16 protein-coding genes and 2 pseudogenes are annotated in these 18,432 nt (G+C 61.9%); 1 reads left to right on the top strand and 17 read right to left on the bottom strand.

All coding sequences use genetic code 11. From position 1 onward, the window contains the following. Positions 1-12 precede the first annotated feature (12 nt). From B0G71_RS22895 to B0G71_RS22860, 8 genes are all read right to left on the bottom strand, one after another. The gene (locus B0G71_RS22895) at positions 13-1,038 is read right to left on the bottom strand and encodes an amidohydrolase family protein (protein ID WP_116144394.1); all 1,026 of its coding nucleotides are present in this window, start codon (positions 1,036-1,038) and stop codon (positions 13-15) included. Between the two features lie 22 nt (positions 1,039-1,060). After that, a complete protein-coding gene (locus B0G71_RS22890; protein WP_116144392.1) occupies positions 1,061-2,032 on the bottom strand; it encodes an ABC transporter substrate-binding protein in 972 nt (323 codons plus the stop codon). A 420-nt stretch (positions 2,033-2,452) separates the two neighbouring features. Beyond that, positions 2,453-3,502 carry a LysR substrate-binding domain-containing protein gene (locus B0G71_RS22885; RefSeq protein ID WP_241974942.1) on the bottom strand — a complete coding sequence of 350 codons (1,050 nt, stop codon included), beginning with the start codon at positions 3,500-3,502 and terminating at the stop codon, positions 2,453-2,455. Positions 3,503-3,547: 45 nt separating this feature from the next. Then, positions 3,548-4,132, bottom strand: a complete 585-nt coding sequence (locus tag B0G71_RS22880; protein ID WP_258875643.1) for a carboxymuconolactone decarboxylase family protein — start codon at positions 4,130-4,132, stop codon at positions 3,548-3,550. A gap of 15 nt (positions 4,133-4,147) precedes the next feature. Then, positions 4,148-6,154 (bottom strand): tripartite tricarboxylate transporter permease, encoded by a 2,007-nt coding sequence (locus B0G71_RS22875; protein WP_116144388.1) that lies wholly within the window; start codon positions 6,152-6,154, stop codon positions 4,148-4,150. Between the two features lie 117 nt (positions 6,155-6,271). After that, positions 6,272-7,126: an amidohydrolase gene (locus B0G71_RS22870; RefSeq protein WP_116144375.1), complete on the bottom strand. Its 855-nt coding sequence runs from the start codon at positions 7,124-7,126 to the stop codon at positions 6,272-6,274. Between the two features lie 116 nt (positions 7,127-7,242). Further along, a complete protein-coding gene (locus B0G71_RS22865) occupies positions 7,243-8,283 on the bottom strand; it encodes a tripartite tricarboxylate transporter substrate binding protein (protein WP_116144373.1) in 1,041 nt (346 codons plus the stop codon). Positions 8,284-8,542: 259 nt separating this feature from the next. Then, positions 8,543-9,493, bottom strand: coding sequence for a LysR substrate-binding domain-containing protein (locus B0G71_RS22860; RefSeq protein ID WP_116144371.1), 951 nt, complete (start codon positions 9,491-9,493; stop codon positions 8,543-8,545). Here B0G71_RS22860 and B0G71_RS22855 point away from each other — a divergent pair. After that, positions 9,446-10,774, top strand: a complete 1,329-nt coding sequence (locus tag B0G71_RS22855) for an ABC transporter substrate-binding protein (protein WP_241974938.1) — start codon at positions 9,446-9,448, stop codon at positions 10,772-10,774. The genes B0G71_RS22860 and B0G71_RS22855 overlap by 48 nt on opposite strands. 107 nt (positions 10,775-10,881) lie before the next feature. On the opposite strand, the gene B0G71_RS22850 is transcribed toward B0G71_RS22855, so the two are convergent. The 9 genes and pseudogenes from B0G71_RS22850 to B0G71_RS22805 all read right to left on the bottom strand — a co-directional run bounded on the left by B0G71_RS22850 (position 10,882) and on the right by B0G71_RS22805 (position 18,412). After that, positions 10,882-12,036 (bottom strand): porin, encoded by a 1,155-nt coding sequence (locus B0G71_RS22850; protein ID WP_116144367.1) that lies wholly within the window; start codon positions 12,034-12,036, stop codon positions 10,882-10,884. Between the two features lie 171 nt (positions 12,037-12,207). Continuing rightward, positions 12,208-12,330: pseudogene (locus B0G71_RS22845) on the bottom strand (hypothetical protein); the annotation flags it as partial. An 860-nt stretch (positions 12,331-13,190) separates the two neighbouring features. After that, positions 13,191-13,463, bottom strand: a complete 273-nt coding sequence (locus B0G71_RS22840) for a DUF4148 domain-containing protein (protein ID WP_116144363.1) — start codon at positions 13,461-13,463, stop codon at positions 13,191-13,193. Between the two features lie 122 nt (positions 13,464-13,585). Further along, positions 13,586-13,840 (bottom strand): IS110 family transposase, encoded by a 255-nt coding sequence (locus B0G71_RS22835; protein ID WP_241975046.1) that lies wholly within the window; start codon positions 13,838-13,840, stop codon positions 13,586-13,588. Positions 13,841-14,163: 323 nt separating this feature from the next. Next, a pseudogene (locus B0G71_RS42040) lies at positions 14,164-14,601 on the bottom strand (methyl-accepting chemotaxis protein); the annotation flags it as partial. A gap of 185 nt (positions 14,602-14,786) precedes the next feature. Beyond that, positions 14,787-15,494 (bottom strand): substrate-binding domain-containing protein, encoded by a 708-nt coding sequence (locus tag B0G71_RS22820; protein ID WP_258875642.1) that lies wholly within the window; start codon positions 15,492-15,494, stop codon positions 14,787-14,789. Positions 15,495-15,507: 13 nt separating this feature from the next. Next, positions 15,508-16,191: a 4-carboxy-4-hydroxy-2-oxoadipate aldolase/oxaloacetate decarboxylase gene (ligK, locus tag B0G71_RS22815; protein ID WP_116144361.1), complete on the bottom strand. Its 684-nt coding sequence runs from the start codon at positions 16,189-16,191 to the stop codon at positions 15,508-15,510. Between the two features lie 2 nt (positions 16,192-16,193). After that, a complete protein-coding gene (locus B0G71_RS22810; RefSeq protein ID WP_116144359.1) occupies positions 16,194-17,219 on the bottom strand; it encodes an amidohydrolase family protein in 1,026 nt (341 codons plus the stop codon). 98 nt (positions 17,220-17,317) lie between these two features. Continuing rightward, positions 17,318-18,412 (bottom strand): porin, encoded by a 1,095-nt coding sequence (locus B0G71_RS22805; RefSeq protein ID WP_116148783.1) that lies wholly within the window; start codon positions 18,410-18,412, stop codon positions 17,318-17,320. Positions 18,413-18,432 lie beyond the last annotated feature (20 nt).

Raw genomic sequence — 18,432 nt, 5'->3', positions numbered from 1 at the left:
TTATTCGCCTGCTTACAGGCCCTTGGTCTTGAGGTGCTGGTCGAGGCGCGGATACACGCGGCGCGCATTGCCCTCGAAAATGGCATGCCGGTCGGTCTCGCTTAGCGCCGCACAGGCGTCGACGTAGCGCTTGGTGTCGTCGAAATACTCGCCGGTGTCGGGGTCGCGGCCTCGCACGGCGCCAACCATTTCCGAGCCGAACAGCACGTTGCTCGTCGGCACGACCTTGGTCAGCAGTTCCACGCCCGGATGGTGGTAGACGCAGGTGTCGAAGAAGATATTGTCCAGCAGACCTTCGAGCGGACGCTTGGCGATCTCCAGCGACATGCCACGGTAGCGGCCCCAGTGGTAAGGCACCGCGCCGCCGCCATGCGGGATCACGAGACGCAGCGTCGGGAAGTCCTTGAAGAGATCGCTCTGCAGCAACTGCATGAACACCGAGGTGTCGGCGTTCAGATAATGCGCGCCGGTGCCGTGGTGACACGGGTTGCACGAGGCCGCGACGTGAATCATGGCGGGCACGTCGAGATCGCACATCGCCTCGTAGAGCGGATACCACTCGCGGTCCGTTACCGGCTTGCCGGTCCAGTAGCCGCCGCTCGGGTCGGGATTCAGGTTGCAGCCGACGAACCCCATTTCCTCGACGCAGCGGCGCAGCTCGGGCACGGAGTTTTTAGGCGGCGCCAGCGGCGACTGCGGCAACTGGCAGACGGGTACGAAGTTGTCCGGATAGATGTCGCAGACGCGGCGCACGAGGTTATTCGACACCTCGGCCCACTCCAGGCTCGTGCGCTCGTTGCCGAGGTGGTGGCTCATCAGGCCGGCGATCGGCGAGAACAACGTGAGGTCGCCGCCGCGCTCCTTTTGCAAACGCAACTGGCCGTTGCCGACGCCCTCGCGGATCTCGTCATCGGTTACGTGTGCTCCCGAGACGGACGGCGCGTTCGCCGGGTCGTTGGCAAACTCGATCTGTTTGGCGCGCCAGTCGCGGAAAGAAGCCGGGACGGTCGTGAAGTGGCCGTGGCAATCGATAATCATGTTTCTGGTTTCCGTGCGGGATTCAGACGCGGGGATCGACGAACAGCTCGCTCATGGACATGCGCCGCGGCGTCAGGCCTTGCTTGAATGCGGTGGCTTCGAGAGCCTCGATGGTCTTGCGGTTTTCTTCGATGCCATAGGGCAGCGGGTCGTGGCCGACGATCTTGCGCAACTCGAGATACTTCGCGTTCTTCTTGTCGGTGAGTTCACCCGCATCGAGACGAGCCAGCCACTCCTGCTTGGCACGATCGAAAGCGTCGTAAATCGACCTGGCCACCCAAGGATGCTCCGCGAGCACCGAATCCTTGACGACGATCGTGCCGTGCATCGGGTACACGTCAGTGCGGGCGTAATACTCGGCTTCCAGCTCGGCCGCGTTCGGGAACAGATCGGGATAGTCGGCTTCGACTTCCTTCCAGCCGCCCGTCGGCGCGCCCGTGCGGCCAATGCCCGCGTTGGCGCCGAACCCGGCGGCCAGTTCGCCCTTCTCCATCATCTCCGCAAGCGAGGTGCCGTCCGGCGCATGAATGACATTCGGCGGCAGCTTGAGCTGCGTGACATGTTCTTCGTCATCCACCACCCAGGTCACCTTCGACGAATCAAGGCCGAATTCGTCCATCAGCACCTGACGCGTCCACGCGCCGGTCGTGACCGAATAGGCGCGCACGCCGACCTTCTTGCCCTCGAGATCCTTGGGCGTCTTGATCCCCGCGTCCGGGCGCACCAGCAATCCGGAATGATGGAAACGACGCACGACAAAAATGGGCAGCGCGACGAAAGGCGCGCCATAGGCGCGGGCAATGATGTAGGTGGTCGGTGCCAGTTCGCACACATCGAATTCAACGTCGCGAACCATGCGGCGAAAGGCGCCGATTTGCGGATGGACTGTGATGAACTCGGCGTCGACGCCCTCGATAGGGATCGAACCGTCACGGATCGCGGCGGTGTGCGGGTGCTCCGCAATGGCGATCTTGAGATGTACTTGCTTGGTCAATTTAGTCTCCTGTGACTTGGACAATCGAATCAGCCTGCGCTCGCCGTGCTAGGTCAGCCCCGCTACGGAGCCGGGCGGCTATTCAGTTGATCTCGTTGACTCAATCATCTTGCCGCGCCGGCTTTGCGTCTATTGAATTAAGCTGCGAGCCAGTTAACCGTTCGGTAAAGTCGGGCCAGAAGCGCGGTGCGCGCGGCGCGCAAGGCGCCGGAGAGCGTCGTGCGCAGCGACATACAAGCTCTCGCGTCGTGGCTACCAGGGTTGAGCGCCCGGTTGCGTTGACCCGATGGCTAACGGCAAACGCCGCCCGCGCCGATGCCGACGCCGGGGGTTGAACATCGACGAGAGGGCGATAAACGACAGACCGACCGGCGCGAGCCATCACCGACCCACGCAGATCAACGATGCCTGAATGCGCGCTTATTGCGCATCGGTGGCAGGATGGCTCCGGGTTGCTTTGGCTGGGGGCGACACCGCGCGCGCAGCGGTCCCCTGTCCCGTTTGAAGACGCTGGGCGGCCTCTTCCAGACACGCGAGCATCAGTTGCGCGCTCGGTGTGAGCCCGCGATTGCGGTTCCACAGCACACCGGCCGGCCGTAGCAGCCGCGGCAGACTCAACGGCAGCGTATGCAGCGGTTGCGGGGTGTCGCCGCCCGGCGTCCCCGCCATCACCGCGATAAAGTCCGAGATCTGCAGCTGCGCGCGGGCAACGTGAATCGACAGGGTTTCGATGTAGTTATTCGTCAGCGGCACGTCATGCGCTTCGAGCGCGCGTTCCAGCGGATCGCGCAGAATCGAGCCGAGCGGCGGCAGGATCCACGGGAACGGCCGCAAATCCGACCATGCGAGCGTCTTTCTGCGGGCCAGCGGGTGATGCCGGCCGGTCATCAGCGTCACCGGTTCTTCGAGCAATTCCTTCTCCTCGAAACTGCCGAGCGTATCCGGCGGCGGCAGTCGGCCCACCACCAGATCGAGATGGCCTTGCCACAGTTCGGGCAGCAGTGAGGCCGTCGTGCCTTCGGTGACCATCACGTTGGTGCCCGGAGAGCGCTCCTTCAGCAGGCTCAATGCCTGCGGTAGCAGCACCGAAGCCGAGGCCGGTAACATGCCAATATGAACCTTGCCCTCAGTGCCCGAACTAAGCGCCTTCAACTCGTCGCGCGCATGATTCAGTATGGTCAGCATTTCGCGCGCATGACGAATCAGGCAATCGCCATACTGGGTGGGCACGAGGCCCTGCGCGGTGCGCGAAAACAGCGTGAGTCCGATGCCCCGTTCGAGTTCCGCAAGCGACTTCGAGACGGCGGGCACGGTCACGTGCGTGACGTCGGCCACCTGGGTCAGATTGCGGTACGTGTCGATCGTCACCAGCAGGCGCATATGGCGCGCTTTCAGATTGATCTGCAGATACCAGTCGAGAGCCGACACGTCGAGTACCTCCGCGGTTTCGCCAGTTCGTTCAAGCAACATGCGGCGGTGCAACGGTCGAGGCTGCGCGCCGCCGGATCTTTTGGGTCAGTCTTTCGGCTCGAGCGCGTGCAGCGTCATGCCGAGCGAAATCGAAGTGAAATAGCCGATCGTGACAAGCAGTTCGGCAATCACCGCGCGGCCCAGCCCGACGTCGTAACGGTCGAAACGCGCGTCGTCGATCGCGGCGCCCGCGAGCAGGTCGTCGACCGCCTCGTAGACCAGGCCGAAGCGGTCATCGCCCGCCGCAGGGCGGCGCTTCTCCAGAATCGCGCTGACCATCGCCTCAGGCACACCCGCCTTCAATGCATGCCGGCGATGGTTGGCGATCACGTAGGGAGAATTCCAGAACACCGCGGTCGCCAGAATCGCGACTTCGGTCTCCGCCTCGCTGAGCACCGGCGAGCGATCGACGTGGGTGCCGATGATCTCCATCCCGGCCGCAAGATTCGGGTTGTGCAACCAGATGTTGAACGGGGTGGGAATACGCCCACGCCCCTCGCCCAGCCGCGCGATGACCTTCTTTTGCTCGTCCGAGGCCCGCTCTGGGTCGATGCGTTCGAGTCGGTTATTCGTCATGCGATTTCCTTCCAGGGTTGATTCAGCAATCAGGGGCGCAAGCCGCGCAGCCATGTCGGCACGCCGGCCTCACAACAGGCTGCTAGGCCACGGGATATGGATGATCCGGTCGAACACGCCGTAAATGAGCGCCGTCACACAGGCCGCGAGAATCACGCAGAGCTTCCAGGACTCGCGGCCCTCGATCCGCATGTACGCGACGATGACGATTGGCACCGTGGGGATCAGGCCGATTACCGACATGCAGACCAGAAAGCCGATGAACCAGCCGAAGAACTTCGCGGCCCTGAGCAGCACCACCCTGTTCGGCAGCTTTTCGCCGTGGTCGCTCGACACGTCCATGTGAATTCCGCCGCCGGCGTGACCCGAGCCCGCCGTGGCCGGAATAAAGAACATTTTGTACGCAAGGCTGAAACTGCCGGCCAGCACGAGAATGCTCGCAATCACCGTCGGCCCGATTTTCGCCATCAGCAACCAGCTCTGCGCGCTCACCAGCGTGTACAATCCGATGCCGATAAAGAACACATAGACAAGATCCTCCGGCTTGAGCACGATCTTCCCGCTCGGCCGCATGCGCGCAAGGCCGCCCGAGCGCAGCGCGTTGAACAGCGGCTTGAAAAACACCAGCGCCGCGAGAATCAGCAGCACCATCACGATCGGGCGCGTCATCCACTGCGTGCCGTAGCGCACGAAGGAAATCGTCATGTAGCGCTCCATCAGCGTGCCGAGCACCAGACCGAGGATCAACGGCGGGCGCGCCCATTTCAGACGCTTCATGGTCCAGCCGATCGCCGCCGCAGTCAGGAGCACGAACAGATCGCCCCAGCTGCGCGAACCCTGGAACGCGCCGACGTAGATGATCGGCATGATGACTGGCAGGATCAGCGTGTAGCGCAGCGTCGAAACCTTCGCGAATTGCCCGCTGAGCAGGAAGCACAGACCCGCGCCAAAGATATTGGCCAGCGCGATGGACCACACCATCGAGTAGGTAAAAGCGAGGTGCTTGGTCAGCATGTCGGGCCCGGGGATGAACCCGTGCACCATCATCGCCCCGAGCAGGATGGCCTGGGCCGCGCCGCCCGGCACGCCAAACGCCAGCATCGGCACGAGGCTGCCACCTTCGCGTGCGTTATTGGCGGCTTCGGGCGCAATCACGCCGCGCACGTCGCCGGTGGTGAAGGTCTGCTTCGCGCCCTTCGAGGTCTGCAACGCATGACCGTAAGCGATCCAGTCCGTCACCGCGCCCGTAATGCCGGGCACCACGCCGAGCAGCGCGCCGAGGCCGCCGCAGCGCAGCACGAGGAACCAGTTGCGCAGACCGTCGATCACGCCCTGGCGCATCCCTTCGCGCGAATTGAATTGCACTTTTTCGGCGATCGCGGTGCGGCGGATTGCGAGCTCACACAACTCGGGCAGTGCGAAAATGCCGAGAATGATCGGAACCAGCGGGATGCCATCCTGCAGATAAAGAATGTCCCCTGTCCAGCGCATTTGCCCGGTCTCGACATTGGTGCCGATCATGCCGACCAGAATCCCGAAGCAGGCCGCGACAACACCCCTCAACGGCGCGTTGCCGGACAGCGCCGACACCATCGAGACGCCGAATATCGTCAGCCCCAACATTTCGGGCGTGCCGATCGACAGCACGAACGGGCGCACCAACGGCAGCGAAATGGCCAGCATCACCGCGCCGATCAGACCGCCGAGCAGCGAAGACGTATAGCAGGCGCTCAATGCGCGCGACGCTTCACCGCGCTTGGTCATCGGCAGGCCGTCCAGCACGGTCGCCTGCGAAGCCGCATGACCCGGCACCCCGAAGAGGACCGCCGGAATCACGTCGGAGGTCGTAATGACCGAGGCCATGCCGAGCAGCATCGCGAACGCGGCGACCGGGTCCATCGTGTAGGTGAACGGCACGAGCAACGCAAAGCCCGTCAGTCCGCCGATCCCCGGCAGCAGGCCGATCGCCAGTCCGACCGTGACGCCGAAAACGAGGAAGATCAGCCGGTTGAATTGCAGGAGCGTCGACAGCGCATGGCCCGCTGCCATTAACGTTGCGTCGTTGAAAAATTCCATGCGTGATCCTGATGAAAGGGCGAGCCCGGTTGGCTCGCATCGCAAGCCCATGGGGCTGCGAAGATCGGAAACATCGAAGCAGGCGAAGCTGTCTGGATCTTCGGCCTCGTCACGGGTTCAGTCAGCCAGTGGTGGGTAAAGGACCTTCGCCGTACGGCCCCACACCCATGCGCGCTCCTCATCGCTAAGCGCCGCGAAGCATGCCTTGCCCTGTTCGATCAGCTTTTTCAACGGTCCGACGGAGGCCGGATAGTTCGAACCGAAGGCCAGGTGATCCGCGCCGAACACCTTCACCAGTTGCGGGAAGAACGCCGCTGCCCCACCCGGCGCGGCCTGCGCGAGATCGAACGTTTTCGGAGTGATCTTCAGGTACACATTGCGGTACTTCGCCAGCTCGAACAGTGCCGCGCAGCGTACATACGGAGGGCCGTCCTCGAGATCGGGCCGCCCGCAGTGATCGAGTGCAATCTTCACGGTCGGGAAACGCCCGGCCAGTTCGGCCACCATCGACAGACCTTCCGGCGTCGTCTGCACCACCATGGTCATGCCGATTTCCGCGCAGCGCTCCCAGATCGGGAAAGTCGCGGGATCGACGAGCCAGCTGCCGTCGCTCTGATGGGTCGCGCCGCCGGTGAACAGACGGATACCACCCATGCCGTTGGCCAGCCAGTGATCGAAAGTCTTCAATGCGTCCGGCGCCAGCAGGTCGAACGAATACACCCCGGTGAAGCGCACCGGATACGCCGCGACACTATCGGCGACATACGAATTGTCATGTCCGTAAGTGGTCGACGAATGCACGATCGCCGCCTTGGCAACGCCGGCCTCGTCCATCTCGGCGATCAACTGCTCGAAGGTCACAGGCCGTGTGGCCGACCACTTCGAACGATGACCATGCTGCGGGGCGATCGGATAACGAACCGTATCCGCCGAAATGATGTGCGGATGAATGTCGATGATTTCGGGTGTCATGCGAGTTAACCTCTTCGTGATTTGCTATCAGTCACCCGCTTCGGGTTCCTGACATCTCGGTTTCAGACGGAAACAGGGCTGTGCCGACGGGACCGGGCACACCGAGCCTGTCGTCATCAGTGCGAGCTGAAGATCAGCTTGCGCGCGGCCTCGACTTGCGGTTGAGGCGTCGCATAGAGCTTGTTGACTATCTGCTCTACCGCGCCGCCGTCGATCGGATCGATTGGGTAGCCTGAACTTTTCATTGCGTCGATGAACGCGGGATCCGCGATCGTTTTGGCGAAAGCCGCCCGTAGCGCGTCCATGCGGTCTTGCGGCACGCCCTGCGGAACGGCGATCGGGCGCCCCGCATCGAACGGCATCAGGAACAGATTGAACAGCGCCTTGACATTCGGATCGGTGATATAGGCGCTCAGGTTCGGGACATCCGCGAACGGCGCCGGACTTTTCCAGCCCAGATGCAGCAATACCTTCATCTTGCCGTGAGCGAGCATCTGCACCGGCTCGCCCTGCTGCAGTCCGTCGAGGGTCGAGGCCCAGCCGTCGACTTCACCACGTTGCATCGCCAGGTACACTTCACCCCGGCCGGTGTAGCCGGGCACAATACTCATCTTTGCGCCCATGTACTCATCGAGCAGCGCGGGCAGCGTCCGGTCCTCGTTGGCGAAACCTGTCGCGCCGATGTACATCTTTTTCTTGCCGAGGTCAGCCGCGCTGGTCACGCCGGATCGCGTCATCGACACAACGCAGTATTCGACCTTGTTGAGACTGCCCAACCAGCGCACCTTGCGCGGATCGAAGCGGTTCTGACGCGGATCGAGCAGCGGGATATAGAGGTTGTTGCGTTGCAGGAAGCCGATCACGCTTCCGTCGTTCGGCTGTCGGGTCTGCAGCGACGCCGCCGCCACCATACCGCCCGCGCCGACCACGTTCATGACGACCACGCGCGGTTTGCCGGGAATGTAGTTGACGAAGAAGCGCGCGAACTGGCGCGCAATGATGTCAGTCGGAGTGCCGGCATCGGCGCTGACAACGATCGTCAGAATCTTGCCGTGATAGAAGTCCTCGACCGATTGACCAAAAGCGGGCCCGGTAATCGCCATCGCGGCAATGCCTAGCAACGCCGCGCAAGCGCGTATCGCGGTCATAAACTTCATGGTCGTCCTGTCTCCGGGTAATAATCCGCGCTTCGCCTTCGTGACAAGCGCGAAACCATTGCAGTCCCGTGCCGCAAAACGCGTCGTTTTTGTTCAACTATCGAGCGAGCGCAGTCAGTTTCTGCCAGGCCGGGCACCTGAAGCAATTGAGAAAATCTGCGCGAGGCTTGAGCAAAGGGTTAAGGCGAACCGGCGGTTAACGCGCCGAGGTCGGCCCGCGCAGCGTGGCGGGCAAAGCGCGAGACGGTTCGGGAGCCGCTCAGCGCCTTATATGGCTTTTTGCCGCGAGCTGTTGCGCGGCTTCGTCGAGGCACGCGACCATCAGCGCCGCGCTCGGCGTCAAGCCGCGATTACGATTCCACAGCACTCCAGTCGGGCGCAGCAGTCGCGGCAGGCTCAACGGCAGCGTATGCAGCGGCTGAGCAGGATCGTTGGCGGGGGTGTCCGCCATCACGGCAATAAAGTCCGAGACTTGCAAATGGGCGCGCACGACGTGAATCGACAGCGTTTCGATGTAGTTGCTGGTCAACGGCACGCCATGAACTTCCAGTGCGCGTTCAAGCGGGTCCCGCAGGATCGAGCCGGGTGGCGGCAGGATCCACGGATAAGGTTCCAGGTCTGACCATTTCAGGTTCTTCCGGCGGGCCAATGGGTGATGACGGCCCGTCACCAGCGTCACCGGATCCTCGAGCAACTCTTTCTCCTCGAAGCTGCCGAGCGTATCCGGTGCGGGGAGCCGGCCCACCACGAGGTCGAGGCGGCCCTGCCAAAGATCGGGGAGCAACGAAGCAGTCGTACCTTCGATCACCACCGCATTAGTGCCCGGGGAGCGCTGCTTCAGCAGGCTCAGCGCCTGTGGCAACAGGACGGACGCCGATGCAGCCAGCATGCCGATATGAACCTTGCCTTCGGCCCCGGAGCTCAAAGCCTTCAACTCGTCGCGCGCCTGTTGGAGGATGGTCACCATTTCCCGCGCGCGCCGGATCAGGCATTCGCCGTACGGAGTGGGCACGAGTCCTTGGGTGGTGCGCGAAAAAAGCGTCAGCCCAAGCCCTCGTTCGAGTTCGGCCAACGCCTTAGAGACGGCGGGCACGGTCACATGAGTAACTTCCGCTACCTGCGTCAGGTTGCGGTACGTATCAATTGTTGCGAGAAGGTGTAAGTGCCGCGCCTTCAGGTTGATCTGCAGGTACCAGTCAAGCGCCGACACGTCGTATACCCCTTTACGGTTTGGTTAAGTCTGCGGCCATTTTACTCAATTGCCCGCGCGCCGGTTGGAAGGCAGGATCGACGCGACCCAGTGGTATTGCAAGCGGCACTCCGCTCTTTTTGCGGTACTGCTCGTGACCGACGGAGTACCCGCAGCCGGTCTGCATCGTCTCGCGCCCATGCATGGCTTTCGTGCATCTCGCCGGCGCGGAGCGTCAAACCCACCACAACGACTCGCCGGCTCGCCCGGCAGATGGAGATACCCATGTCGCAATCTCCCGAACGACGCCGCTTCCTGCGCAGCGCCGGCCTGCTCGGCCTGAGCGTCGCTGCCGCCGGACTCGGCGCGCCCTATGTCGCGCGCGGCGCGTCCTCGCAAATACGCATCGTCAGCAACCCGGGATTGGAGAACGCCACGCTCAACGCGCTGATGGAGGAGATGGGATATTTCCGGAAATTCGGCGTTAACGCGCTGATCGTGGCCATCCCCGGCTCGACGGGACCCTTCGATGCGATCGCGGCAGGCGCCGCGGACCTGTGCATGGTTTCCGGCTACAACCAGGTGTTGTCGCGCATCGCGCAAGGTGCCGACGTGAAGATCGTGGGCGCCGGAATGAAGAAATGCGCGCTGACAGTGTTCGCGAAACCAGAGGGTATCGGGACACTTGCGGACCTGCGGGGCAAGACGGTCGCTGTTGGCCCGGAGCGCGGCTTGCTGCATTCCCTGATGCGGCAACTCATGCGGGAAAAAGGCATCGACGCGTCGCGGATCAAATTCGTGAACAAGGGCAGCAACGACGACTGCCACCAGGCACTAGTCAACGGCGAAGTCGATGCCTGCTGCGCCAGCATCTCGCATCTGAACGATCACGACGGGCTCGTGGTTCTCAACGACGCGAACATGTGGCAAGCGCTGCCCAAATGCATTTTCCAGACCGCCTACGCGTCCGACTCAGCGGTGCGTTACAAACAGGAGTCGATGGTCGCCGTGATGGCCGCTTATGGCGCGCTGTACGAATTCCTCATGTCGCCGGCCTCGGGTGATGCGTTCTTCGCCGCTCGCCAACACGCGCAGAAGAAGTTCGATAGGAAATCGGCGCAGGCCATCTGGGATTTCAACGAGAGCCAGCGCCCATACTCGAAAGATCTGTCGCTATCCAGCGACGACATCGGCTATCTGCAGGACATGTACATCGGCCTTGGAAGCTTGCAGCGCAAGCAGCCGTTCGCCGCCGTGGCCGATATGTCTGCGGCACAGTCCGCGGCGAAGCTTCAAGGCTAACTGTCCGCTTCGTAATGGAAAAAACCCCAAAGGCCGGAAATCGCTCCGGGCTTTGGGATTGACAGGGTTGATGACTTCCTATCGGTCCAGCTGCGGGCAGCCCGAGCTCAGAACGTGTGGCGAATACCGGCGATGACGGACAGCTGCGAGCCTCCAGCCGGTGGCGTGGGAACCGGCGTAATGGTGGTCGCCGCATCCGTGAGGGTGCCGTAGTTGTGGATATGGTCGGCCGTCACATAGAGGAAGGTCCGCTTGGACAGCAAGTACTCGCCGCGCAATACAAGCACCAGTGCCTTGTTGGGCGAACGGTCGTATTTGATGCCCGCAACCATCCCGTCGATATAGAAGAACGGCGTTACGGGCACCGTGCCCGTCACCCAGACCAGGTTGCTCTTTGGTGTCTTGATCCCCTCGTCGTCGCGCCTGATCCAGCCCACGCCGAATTTGGCATTCTTGATCTTGAAGTAGCCCCCCAATGTGAACCGGCTGTCCGTGAGCTTCGGCGAAGTGAGGCCACCAAAGGTGCCCGACGTGCCGCCATAGTTGCGCTCGTAGGACGTGGCCACGCCCCAGGTATGGCCGTCGTACTTGACCATCGCCGAATACTCGCGGCATTCGTTCGACGGTGTCGTCTGACCCGGGCAATTCGCGGCGGCGACGGTCGCCGGGTCGCCGTTGACCGCATCGCGGCCGAAACTGTAGTTCACCCCGCCTTCGAAGCCGCCGTGGAAATAGCGGTAGCTCACGGAATTGTCAGCACGGGCATTGGCGATGCCGTTGTCCAACGTCGTCAAACCCTGTGCGCCGGTACCGAACGGGTTGATGAATGACACCGCGAAGAATCGCATCGTGTACTGCCGACCGAACGTCAGACGACCGTAAGTGCTGTCGTCGAGACCGACGTAGGATTGCCGTCCGAACAGACGCCCGCCTTGCCTCGAGGTTCCGTTGCTGGGCATGAAGCCGCCCTGCAGATCGAAGATCGCCTTCATGCCGCCCCCCAGATCCTCACTACCCCGAATACCGAAATAGGACGTTGCAGTACCGTCTCCCATGCGAAAAGCGTTGGTGGTGGCATTTTTACCGTGGGCGACGTTATTGACGTACTCGATCCCCTGATCGATCAACCCATACATGGTTACCATGCTGGCACCTGCACCTGCGGGTGGCGTAGCCTCCTTGGCCTCATCCTCACCTCGCGCCCAGGCCGGCGCGATATACATCAGCGCCGCGCAAACACAGATTGCGGTCCTATATTTCATAGTCGATGCTGTCTCCGGGTATTCGGCCAACTTGAGCCGGCGGCAAGCTGGCATAACCAGCCACCGCGGTGTGTCGACCGCTTTTTTAGGTTTCTCTGTAACGCAATGAAATTTTGCCAGCGTGGCGCCGGCGGTCCATTGAGAAAAAAAGCCTAGCGCTTGAGCGAACGGTTAAAGGCGCTCGACACTTGCCGCGATCAACGCGCATATTTCGCCGGCGGCCTGCACACTGCGTTGCGCGAGGCTGCGCAATGCAGTCGCGACCACGGCGAGGCTACGGCCCTGTTCGCACGCGCGCGCAGCGCTCGTGCTCCCCGGTTCGCTCGCTCAAAAGCCACTGCCCGACGTGATCTGCGTACCCACGGCTGCGACCGCATCGCTACTCCCGGGCACCTGCCCGACGATTCGGGCGAGCCACACCGCCGTCTCGCTCATCACCGCAATCAGGCTGTTCGAGTCTCCTGGCCGCACCCGCAGATCGACGTTGAGATTGCCCCGCGCAACCTCTCGGGCCTTGCGGCGTCGTCGGGCGCGCCGCCGAGCTTGCGAGTGATCGCACGCCAGATCTGATACGCGCCCCAGTATTTGCTGAACAGTTGCGGATCTTCGTCTCGCACGAAAATATCGTTACGGTTCTGCACCTTGGTTCATGAATGCAACCAGCGCATCGCCGACCTCGCGTGCCTGTGCATCGTCGACTTCGATCGGTTTCTCGTAAGCGTTCGCGGCGTATTTGTCTGCGCGACGCCCGACGCCTCGCCCCCGACGCGATAAGCAACACGCTTCTCAGTGCCAGCGGGATTCGATGCACCAGCTTCATATGTCGCCTTGTGAAGCGCCCAGCTACCGCGGATCATCTCCACTGCAAGCTTATTTGTCGACTTGGCAGGTTGGTGAAAGACCTCCCGCGCCTCGCATGCGGCGGGATATCGAACGTTGGAACGATGTCCGTGGAAGACCTATCCACCGATGGTGATTGAGTTGTCTCGCTGTCTGCACTTTTAATGCAGCGGCATTTTTACTAACGTGTAGCCACTGGTCTACTAAAGAATTTTGGCGCGTGCTTGACCGGTGGGTTAATTGTCGCGTTGCGCGCGCCGGCACAGGGATCAGCCACGAGCCATTCGTTCCGGGCCGATCCGACTGTGTCCGACTCATTTGCCGGCTTGCGTGGTGCCGTTCAACGCCGGACCATACGCGGCGTTTGCGTTGCTCTGACGACGTCGCGCGACCACGCCTTCAGCGCGTTGGAGACCCTCTGGGCAATTCCCCGAGCAATCAGCGCCGGGATTGTATCCGGCCTGTTCGAGCTCGATGAGCTGCGAACGGACCTGCGCACGCGTAAGCGGCCCATTCGTTTCGGCGAACGCGAGTGCCGGTACCACGATGGTGGCGGCGACCATGATGGTCTTGATCAACAGTTTCATCTTACTACCCCTCTGGTGTTGAGAAAGCGCTGAGCACCGAGTGCAGCAGCAACCCTAGTATTTGACCTTAGGGGTAAGTACCTGGACTATTGAATTAACCCGCCGTCGGGTTGAGTGCCCAGTTAAGCAAGCGGATGCAACCGGTGTATGCGACACACATCTATGGGACATTGGAAGTCACGATACGTCGCGAGCGCTTGCCACCCACCGGCAAAGCGCTGGTTAAACGATAGGCTCAACTGGCTGGCCGGCCGGAAGCGCAGCCAGCTCCACGCGAGTTCCGCCATCAACCACCGAGCTCGTTTGTTGCCGGCCTTGCTGATGCCCTGCTCGACCTCGCTGGTGCAACTCGCATACGGCGTCGGCGCGAGACCCAGACAACCGGCAACTTCCCGTCACGAACCTCGAGCGGGACAGCACCACGGGTATTACGGGAATCCGATTGTGGAACATGAGGCGGCGGTTCTTTGATCAGGTCGCTGATGTCATTGCGGATGACCACCCCGCAGCCGCCGGAAAGCTGCGACATGCCAGCCCGCGCTGGACGAGTCAAAGTGACGAACACAAACGCGCCCGCCAGATGAATCAGGCGTTTGCCGCACGATAGTTTGCCCAACGCCCCAAGGACGACATGTTTCATGTTTTAGCCCCACACACTACCGTGGTCGTCAACCTCGGAGCTGCTACTGCGAGACACTGCTCACGCATTGCCCGGAAGACGTCTATAGTCCGACAATCTGAATACTGCAACGGTCGCCTGCAGGTCGCGCCCCTGATCCTCCAGTGACCGCGCCGCCGCTGCTTCTTCGACGAGCGCGGCATTCTAATGCGTCACTTCGTCCATTTGCGTAACCGCCAGTGCAACCTGTTCAATACCGGTTTGTTGCTCGGCTGAAGCGGCGGATATCTCACGCATGATATCTGTCACGCGCCGCACGCTCGTATCGATCTCATTCATCCGTTGGCCGGCCTCCGCAACCAGCAAACTTCCGGCGTGTACATGATCTGCGGACGTATCAATCAAATCCTTGATTTCCCTTGCCGCAGACGACGAGCGTTGTGCAAGCGTGCGCACTTCTCCCGCGACCACGGCAAAGCCGCGGCCCTGTTCTCCTGCCCGGGCAAATCGATAGGCCGCTCCCCGCCGACGCATGGATGGCCTGCGATACGCCGAGCAGACGTCAGTGGCCCGTTCGACAAAATGACTCATCCGGGGACACACCGTCATGATGAAGCTTCCCGCGCGCGCGCAACCGCGACGTGAGCCCGGTGACGAGCGCCGTGCTCCCGTGCACGGAAGGTTTAAGCAAGGTCCGTCTTCTGTCACGCCGGCTCCATGCCGTGACGAAGCTTGGCGGGGGACGCCGCGGGGGAGGCCAGAAATGAGAGGAATGCCCTCGATGCATCTCTTTCCCTGGATGCCATGCATATGGCCGCTGAAAAGGTCGTGATGATCTGCACTTCGGGGGGCAAAGAACCGATGACATCGATGCCCGGCAGGTGCATCAACTCGCTCAATTGCTGGAAACCGAGCTCGACATCCCCGCGCGCGACAAGGATGCCGACCGGGACACCCGGAGGCGCCTGCACAATGCGCGGCGCAATGGTCTCGGCGATGCCCCAGCGTTCGAACAGGCGGCCCAGGTGCGAACCGCTCGGCCCCGTCGAGTAGCCGATACTACGCGCGGCCAGAATGGTGTCGCGTAACGCGGCTTCAGTGCCGATCTCGGGCCGCGGAGCGCCGGCTACTACCGCAATCGCAACGCCCGAACGGACCAGTTCGATCCGACTGGCCGGATCGATCCGGCCGGCTGCGGCAAGCCGGTCGAGCGCGTCGGCCGCAAGCACGACGATATCCAACGGCTCACCCGCCTGGACGCGCCGGGCAGCGTCGACGCCGCCGACCGACTCGATGGCCACCCGCCGCCCCGATATCCGCCCGTATTCCTTTACCAGCTCGGCCAGCAGCTGGCGCGTGGCCATCGACGAGACGCCGGTGATCTGCTCATTCATGGTTTGACCGATGGCCATGTTCTTCGCCTTTTCAATCGATATAGCGCAGGCCGGCCTGTTGCAACGGCTCGCGCATGTTGTACATATCCAGGCCGAGCACGCCGGCGGCCAGCTTCGCGCGCTTTTCGCCTTCGTTGGCTTCCCGCGCGGCCGCTTTTTCGAGCACCTGCGGCGCCCATGCTGCGGGCACCACGACTACACCGTCGTCATCCGCGACGACAACATCTCCAGGATTTACCAGCGCCCCCGCACACACGACGGGTATGTTCACCGAACCGAGCGTCGCCTTGACTGTCCCCTTGGACGAGATCGCCTTGCTCCATACCGGGAAGTTCATCTCCGCCAGCACGCGCACGTCGCGCACGCCTGCGTCGATGACGAGCCCTTGCGCGCCGCGCGCCTTGAAGCTCGTCGCCAGCAGGTCGCCAAAAAAGCCGTCGGTGGAATCGGCCGTGACAGCGGCAACCACGATGTCGCCCTGCTGGATCTGCTCCGCCGCGACGTGCAGCATCCAGTTGTCGCCTGGTTGCAGCAGGACCGTGACAACCGTGCCGCTCGCCTGCGCGCCGCTATAGATCGGACGCATGTAGGGCTTCATCAGTCCTGTACGTCCCATTGCCTCGTGTACCGTGGCAGTCCCGAGCGCACCGAGCTTTGCGGCAACGTCGCTGCCTGCCCGCTGAATGTTGCGATACACCACTCCAAGTTCATACATGATCAATGTCCCTTCGCTTTCAATGCTGCGTCCAGACGCGGGTACACGCGTCGTGCGTTGCCCTCGTAAATCTTGTACCGCTCGTCTGCGTCGATGTGCGCGGCCTCGATGTAGCGCTTGGTGTCGTCGAAATAGTTGCCGGTCTCCGGATCGATGCCGCGCACCGCGCCGATCATCTCGCTAGCAAACAGGATGTTGTCCACAGGAATGACGCGGGTGAGCAGGTCGATGCCCGGCTGGTGATAGACGCAGGTATCGAAGAAGACGTTGTTGAGCAGATGCTCCGTCAGAAGCGGCTTCTTCAGCTCCTGGGCGAGCCCGCGAAAGCGACCCCAGTGGTACGGTACAGCGCCGCCGCCATGCGGAATCACGAAGCGCAGCGTCGGAAAGTCGCGGAACAGGTCCGAGGTCAGGCACTGCATGAACGCGGTTGTGTCCGCGTTCAGGTAATGTGCGCCAGTGGTGTGGAAGCACGCGTTGCAACTCGTGCTGACGTGGACCATCGCAGGCATGTCGTACTCGACCATCTTCTCGTAGATCGGGTACCAGTAGCGGTCGGACAGTGGCGGGCTGGTCCAGTGGCCGCCCGACGGGTCCGGATTCAGATTGATCGCAACGTTGCCATACTGTTCGACACATTTCACCAGTTCGGGAATGCAGGTGGCGACGTCCACGCCAGGGCTCTGGGGAAGCATCGCAGCCGGAATGAAATGCTCCGGAAAGAGCTGGCTCACCCGGTAGCAGAGTTCGTTACAGATGGCGGCCCACGTGCTCGAGACTTCGAAGTCGCCAATGTGATGTGCCATGAAGCTCGCACGCGGGCTGAAAATGGTCAGATCGAGGCCGCGCTCGCGCATTAACCGCAACTGGTTGCTTTCAATCGATTCGCGCAACTCGTCGTCCCCGATCTGCAATTCGGAAACCCTGGGCATCTCCGAAGGACTCCCGATGCCCGCAATCTGGCGGTTGCGCCACGTCTCGAGCGCCTTCGGCGCGGTCGTGTAGTGGCCGTGAATGTCGATGATCATCGTCGCTCCAAAAACTGGTTGAGTTACCGGCGCGATGGTGCGAATGATGCGCGCCGACTTCGTTAGCGAGTCTTTTGCGACTGCAGAGTCGCCTCGCCTTAAAACGTATGCTGCATCCCAACGCCGTATGTACTGCCCGACGGATTGGCCGTCAGTTTGTCGTAGGAATAGACCGCGTATACATACGTGCGCTTCGACAGGATGTAGTCGTATGCAATGGAGCCGGTGTTGCGTACGTTGCTATGGTTCAGCGGTGCGCTGTGCTTCGTGCGCGCCCATTCGGCAAGGATCACGTTCGACGGCGACAACGGTATGGAAACGCCCAGCTCGTAGGTGTGCGAGCCAGTCTCGACGTCGTTGTTGCTCGTCATCTGCGCGGCCCCGTAGAACTTGGCGAGCTTTGCATCGTACGCGGCGCCTGCAAGATAAAGGTACTGACCGCTTGATGGCGCGACTGCCGCCGTCCGAACGCGCTGCGCAGAGAACACCGCTGTGAGCGGCCCGTTTGCGTAAGTCAGATGCAAACCGATGTTGTCCTTCCCCTGTTGGCCCGCGGTGCTACTGACGCCATAGATTGCGGTGCCGGTGAGGCCGCCGTAGCTGGGCGAAACATACTCGATGGCGTTGGCCCAAACGGTGTCGCCGATCTGCGTATTGTTGTAGCTCGCCGTGTACGACTGCACAATCAGCGGCGAAAACACTACGGACGAACCAAACGGATTGACGAAGATCTGGTTTATATAGGTTGGATTGGTCTGCGCTCCGAACTTGAACGTGCCATATGCGCCGGTCAGGCCGACGTACGCATTGCGCGAAAACAGGCCATCAGTCGCATTGCGTCCCATCTGCCCCGTGTTCGGCCTGAAAAAACTCTCGAGCGCGAAGAAGACCGCATTGCCACCACCAATGTCCTCCCGGCCGCGCATGCCCCAGAACGACGTTGTCATCCCGCCGCCGCCCAGCTGGACCGTGCTTGCGCGCGTCGTGCTCAGTTTTGAACTGTCGAGATACATACCGATCAATCCATACAGTTGCACTGCCGAGCCTGCCATCGTCGCTGCGCCCGCGGCTGCCTGTGAATCGTCGGCGTGCGCGGCACGTGCGGCGAGCCCACTGGCCGCGAGCAGTGCGGCGCCCAGCCATGCCGCGTTGAAATTCAAGGGCGCGTAGGTGCGGCTGTTCTTACGGGACATCATATTTCGTCTCCAAACCA

The organism is Paraburkholderia sp. BL27I4N3, assembly GCF_003386115.1.
Lineage (GTDB): Bacteria > Pseudomonadota > Gammaproteobacteria > Burkholderiales > Burkholderiaceae > Paraburkholderia.
The sequence above is the reverse complement of the archived record's forward strand: the minus strand, read 5'-3'. Positions and strand labels throughout refer to the sequence as shown.

What these genes read in the sequence shown, in the direction of transcription:
- B0G71_RS22895 (WP_116144394.1), bottom strand. Translation starts at nt 1,038, where the DNA reads ATGATTATCGATTGCCACGGCCACTTCACGACCGTCCCGGCTTCTTTC.
- B0G71_RS22885 (WP_241974942.1), bottom strand. Translation starts at nt 3,502, where the DNA reads ATGTTGCTTGAACGAACTGGCGAAACCGCGGAGGTACTCGACGTGTCG.
- B0G71_RS22880 (WP_258875643.1), bottom strand. Translation starts at nt 4,132, where the DNA reads ATGGCTGCGCGGCTTGCGCCCCTGATTGCTGAATCAACCCTGGAAGGA.
- B0G71_RS22875 (WP_116144388.1), bottom strand. Translation starts at nt 6,154, where the DNA reads ATGGAATTTTTCAACGACGCAACGTTAATGGCAGCGGGCCATGCGCTG.
- B0G71_RS22870 (WP_116144375.1), bottom strand. Translation starts at nt 7,126, where the DNA reads ATGACACCCGAAATCATCGACATTCATCCGCACATCATTTCGGCGGAT.
- B0G71_RS22865 (WP_116144373.1), bottom strand. Translation starts at nt 8,283, where the DNA reads ATGAAGTTTATGACCGCGATACGCGCTTGCGCGGCGTTGCTAGGCATT.
- B0G71_RS22850 (WP_116144367.1), bottom strand. Translation starts at nt 12,036, where the DNA reads ATGAAATATAGGACCGCAATCTGTGTTTGCGCGGCGCTGATGTATATC.
- B0G71_RS22840 (WP_116144363.1), bottom strand. Translation starts at nt 13,463, where the DNA reads ATGAAACTGTTGATCAAGACCATCATGGTCGCCGCCACCATCGTGGTA.
- B0G71_RS22820 (WP_258875642.1), bottom strand. Translation starts at nt 15,494, where the DNA reads ATGGCCATCGGTCAAACCATGAATGAGCAGATCACCGGCGTCTCGTCG.
- ligK (WP_116144361.1), bottom strand. Translation starts at nt 16,191, where the DNA reads ATGTATGAACTTGGAGTGGTGTATCGCAACATTCAGCGGGCAGGCAGC.
- B0G71_RS22810 (WP_116144359.1), bottom strand. Translation starts at nt 17,219, where the DNA reads ATGATCATCGACATTCACGGCCACTACACGACCGCGCCGAAGGCGCTC.
- B0G71_RS22805 (WP_116148783.1), bottom strand. Translation starts at nt 18,412, where the DNA reads ATGTCCCGTAAGAACAGCCGCACCTACGCGCCCTTGAATTTCAACGCG.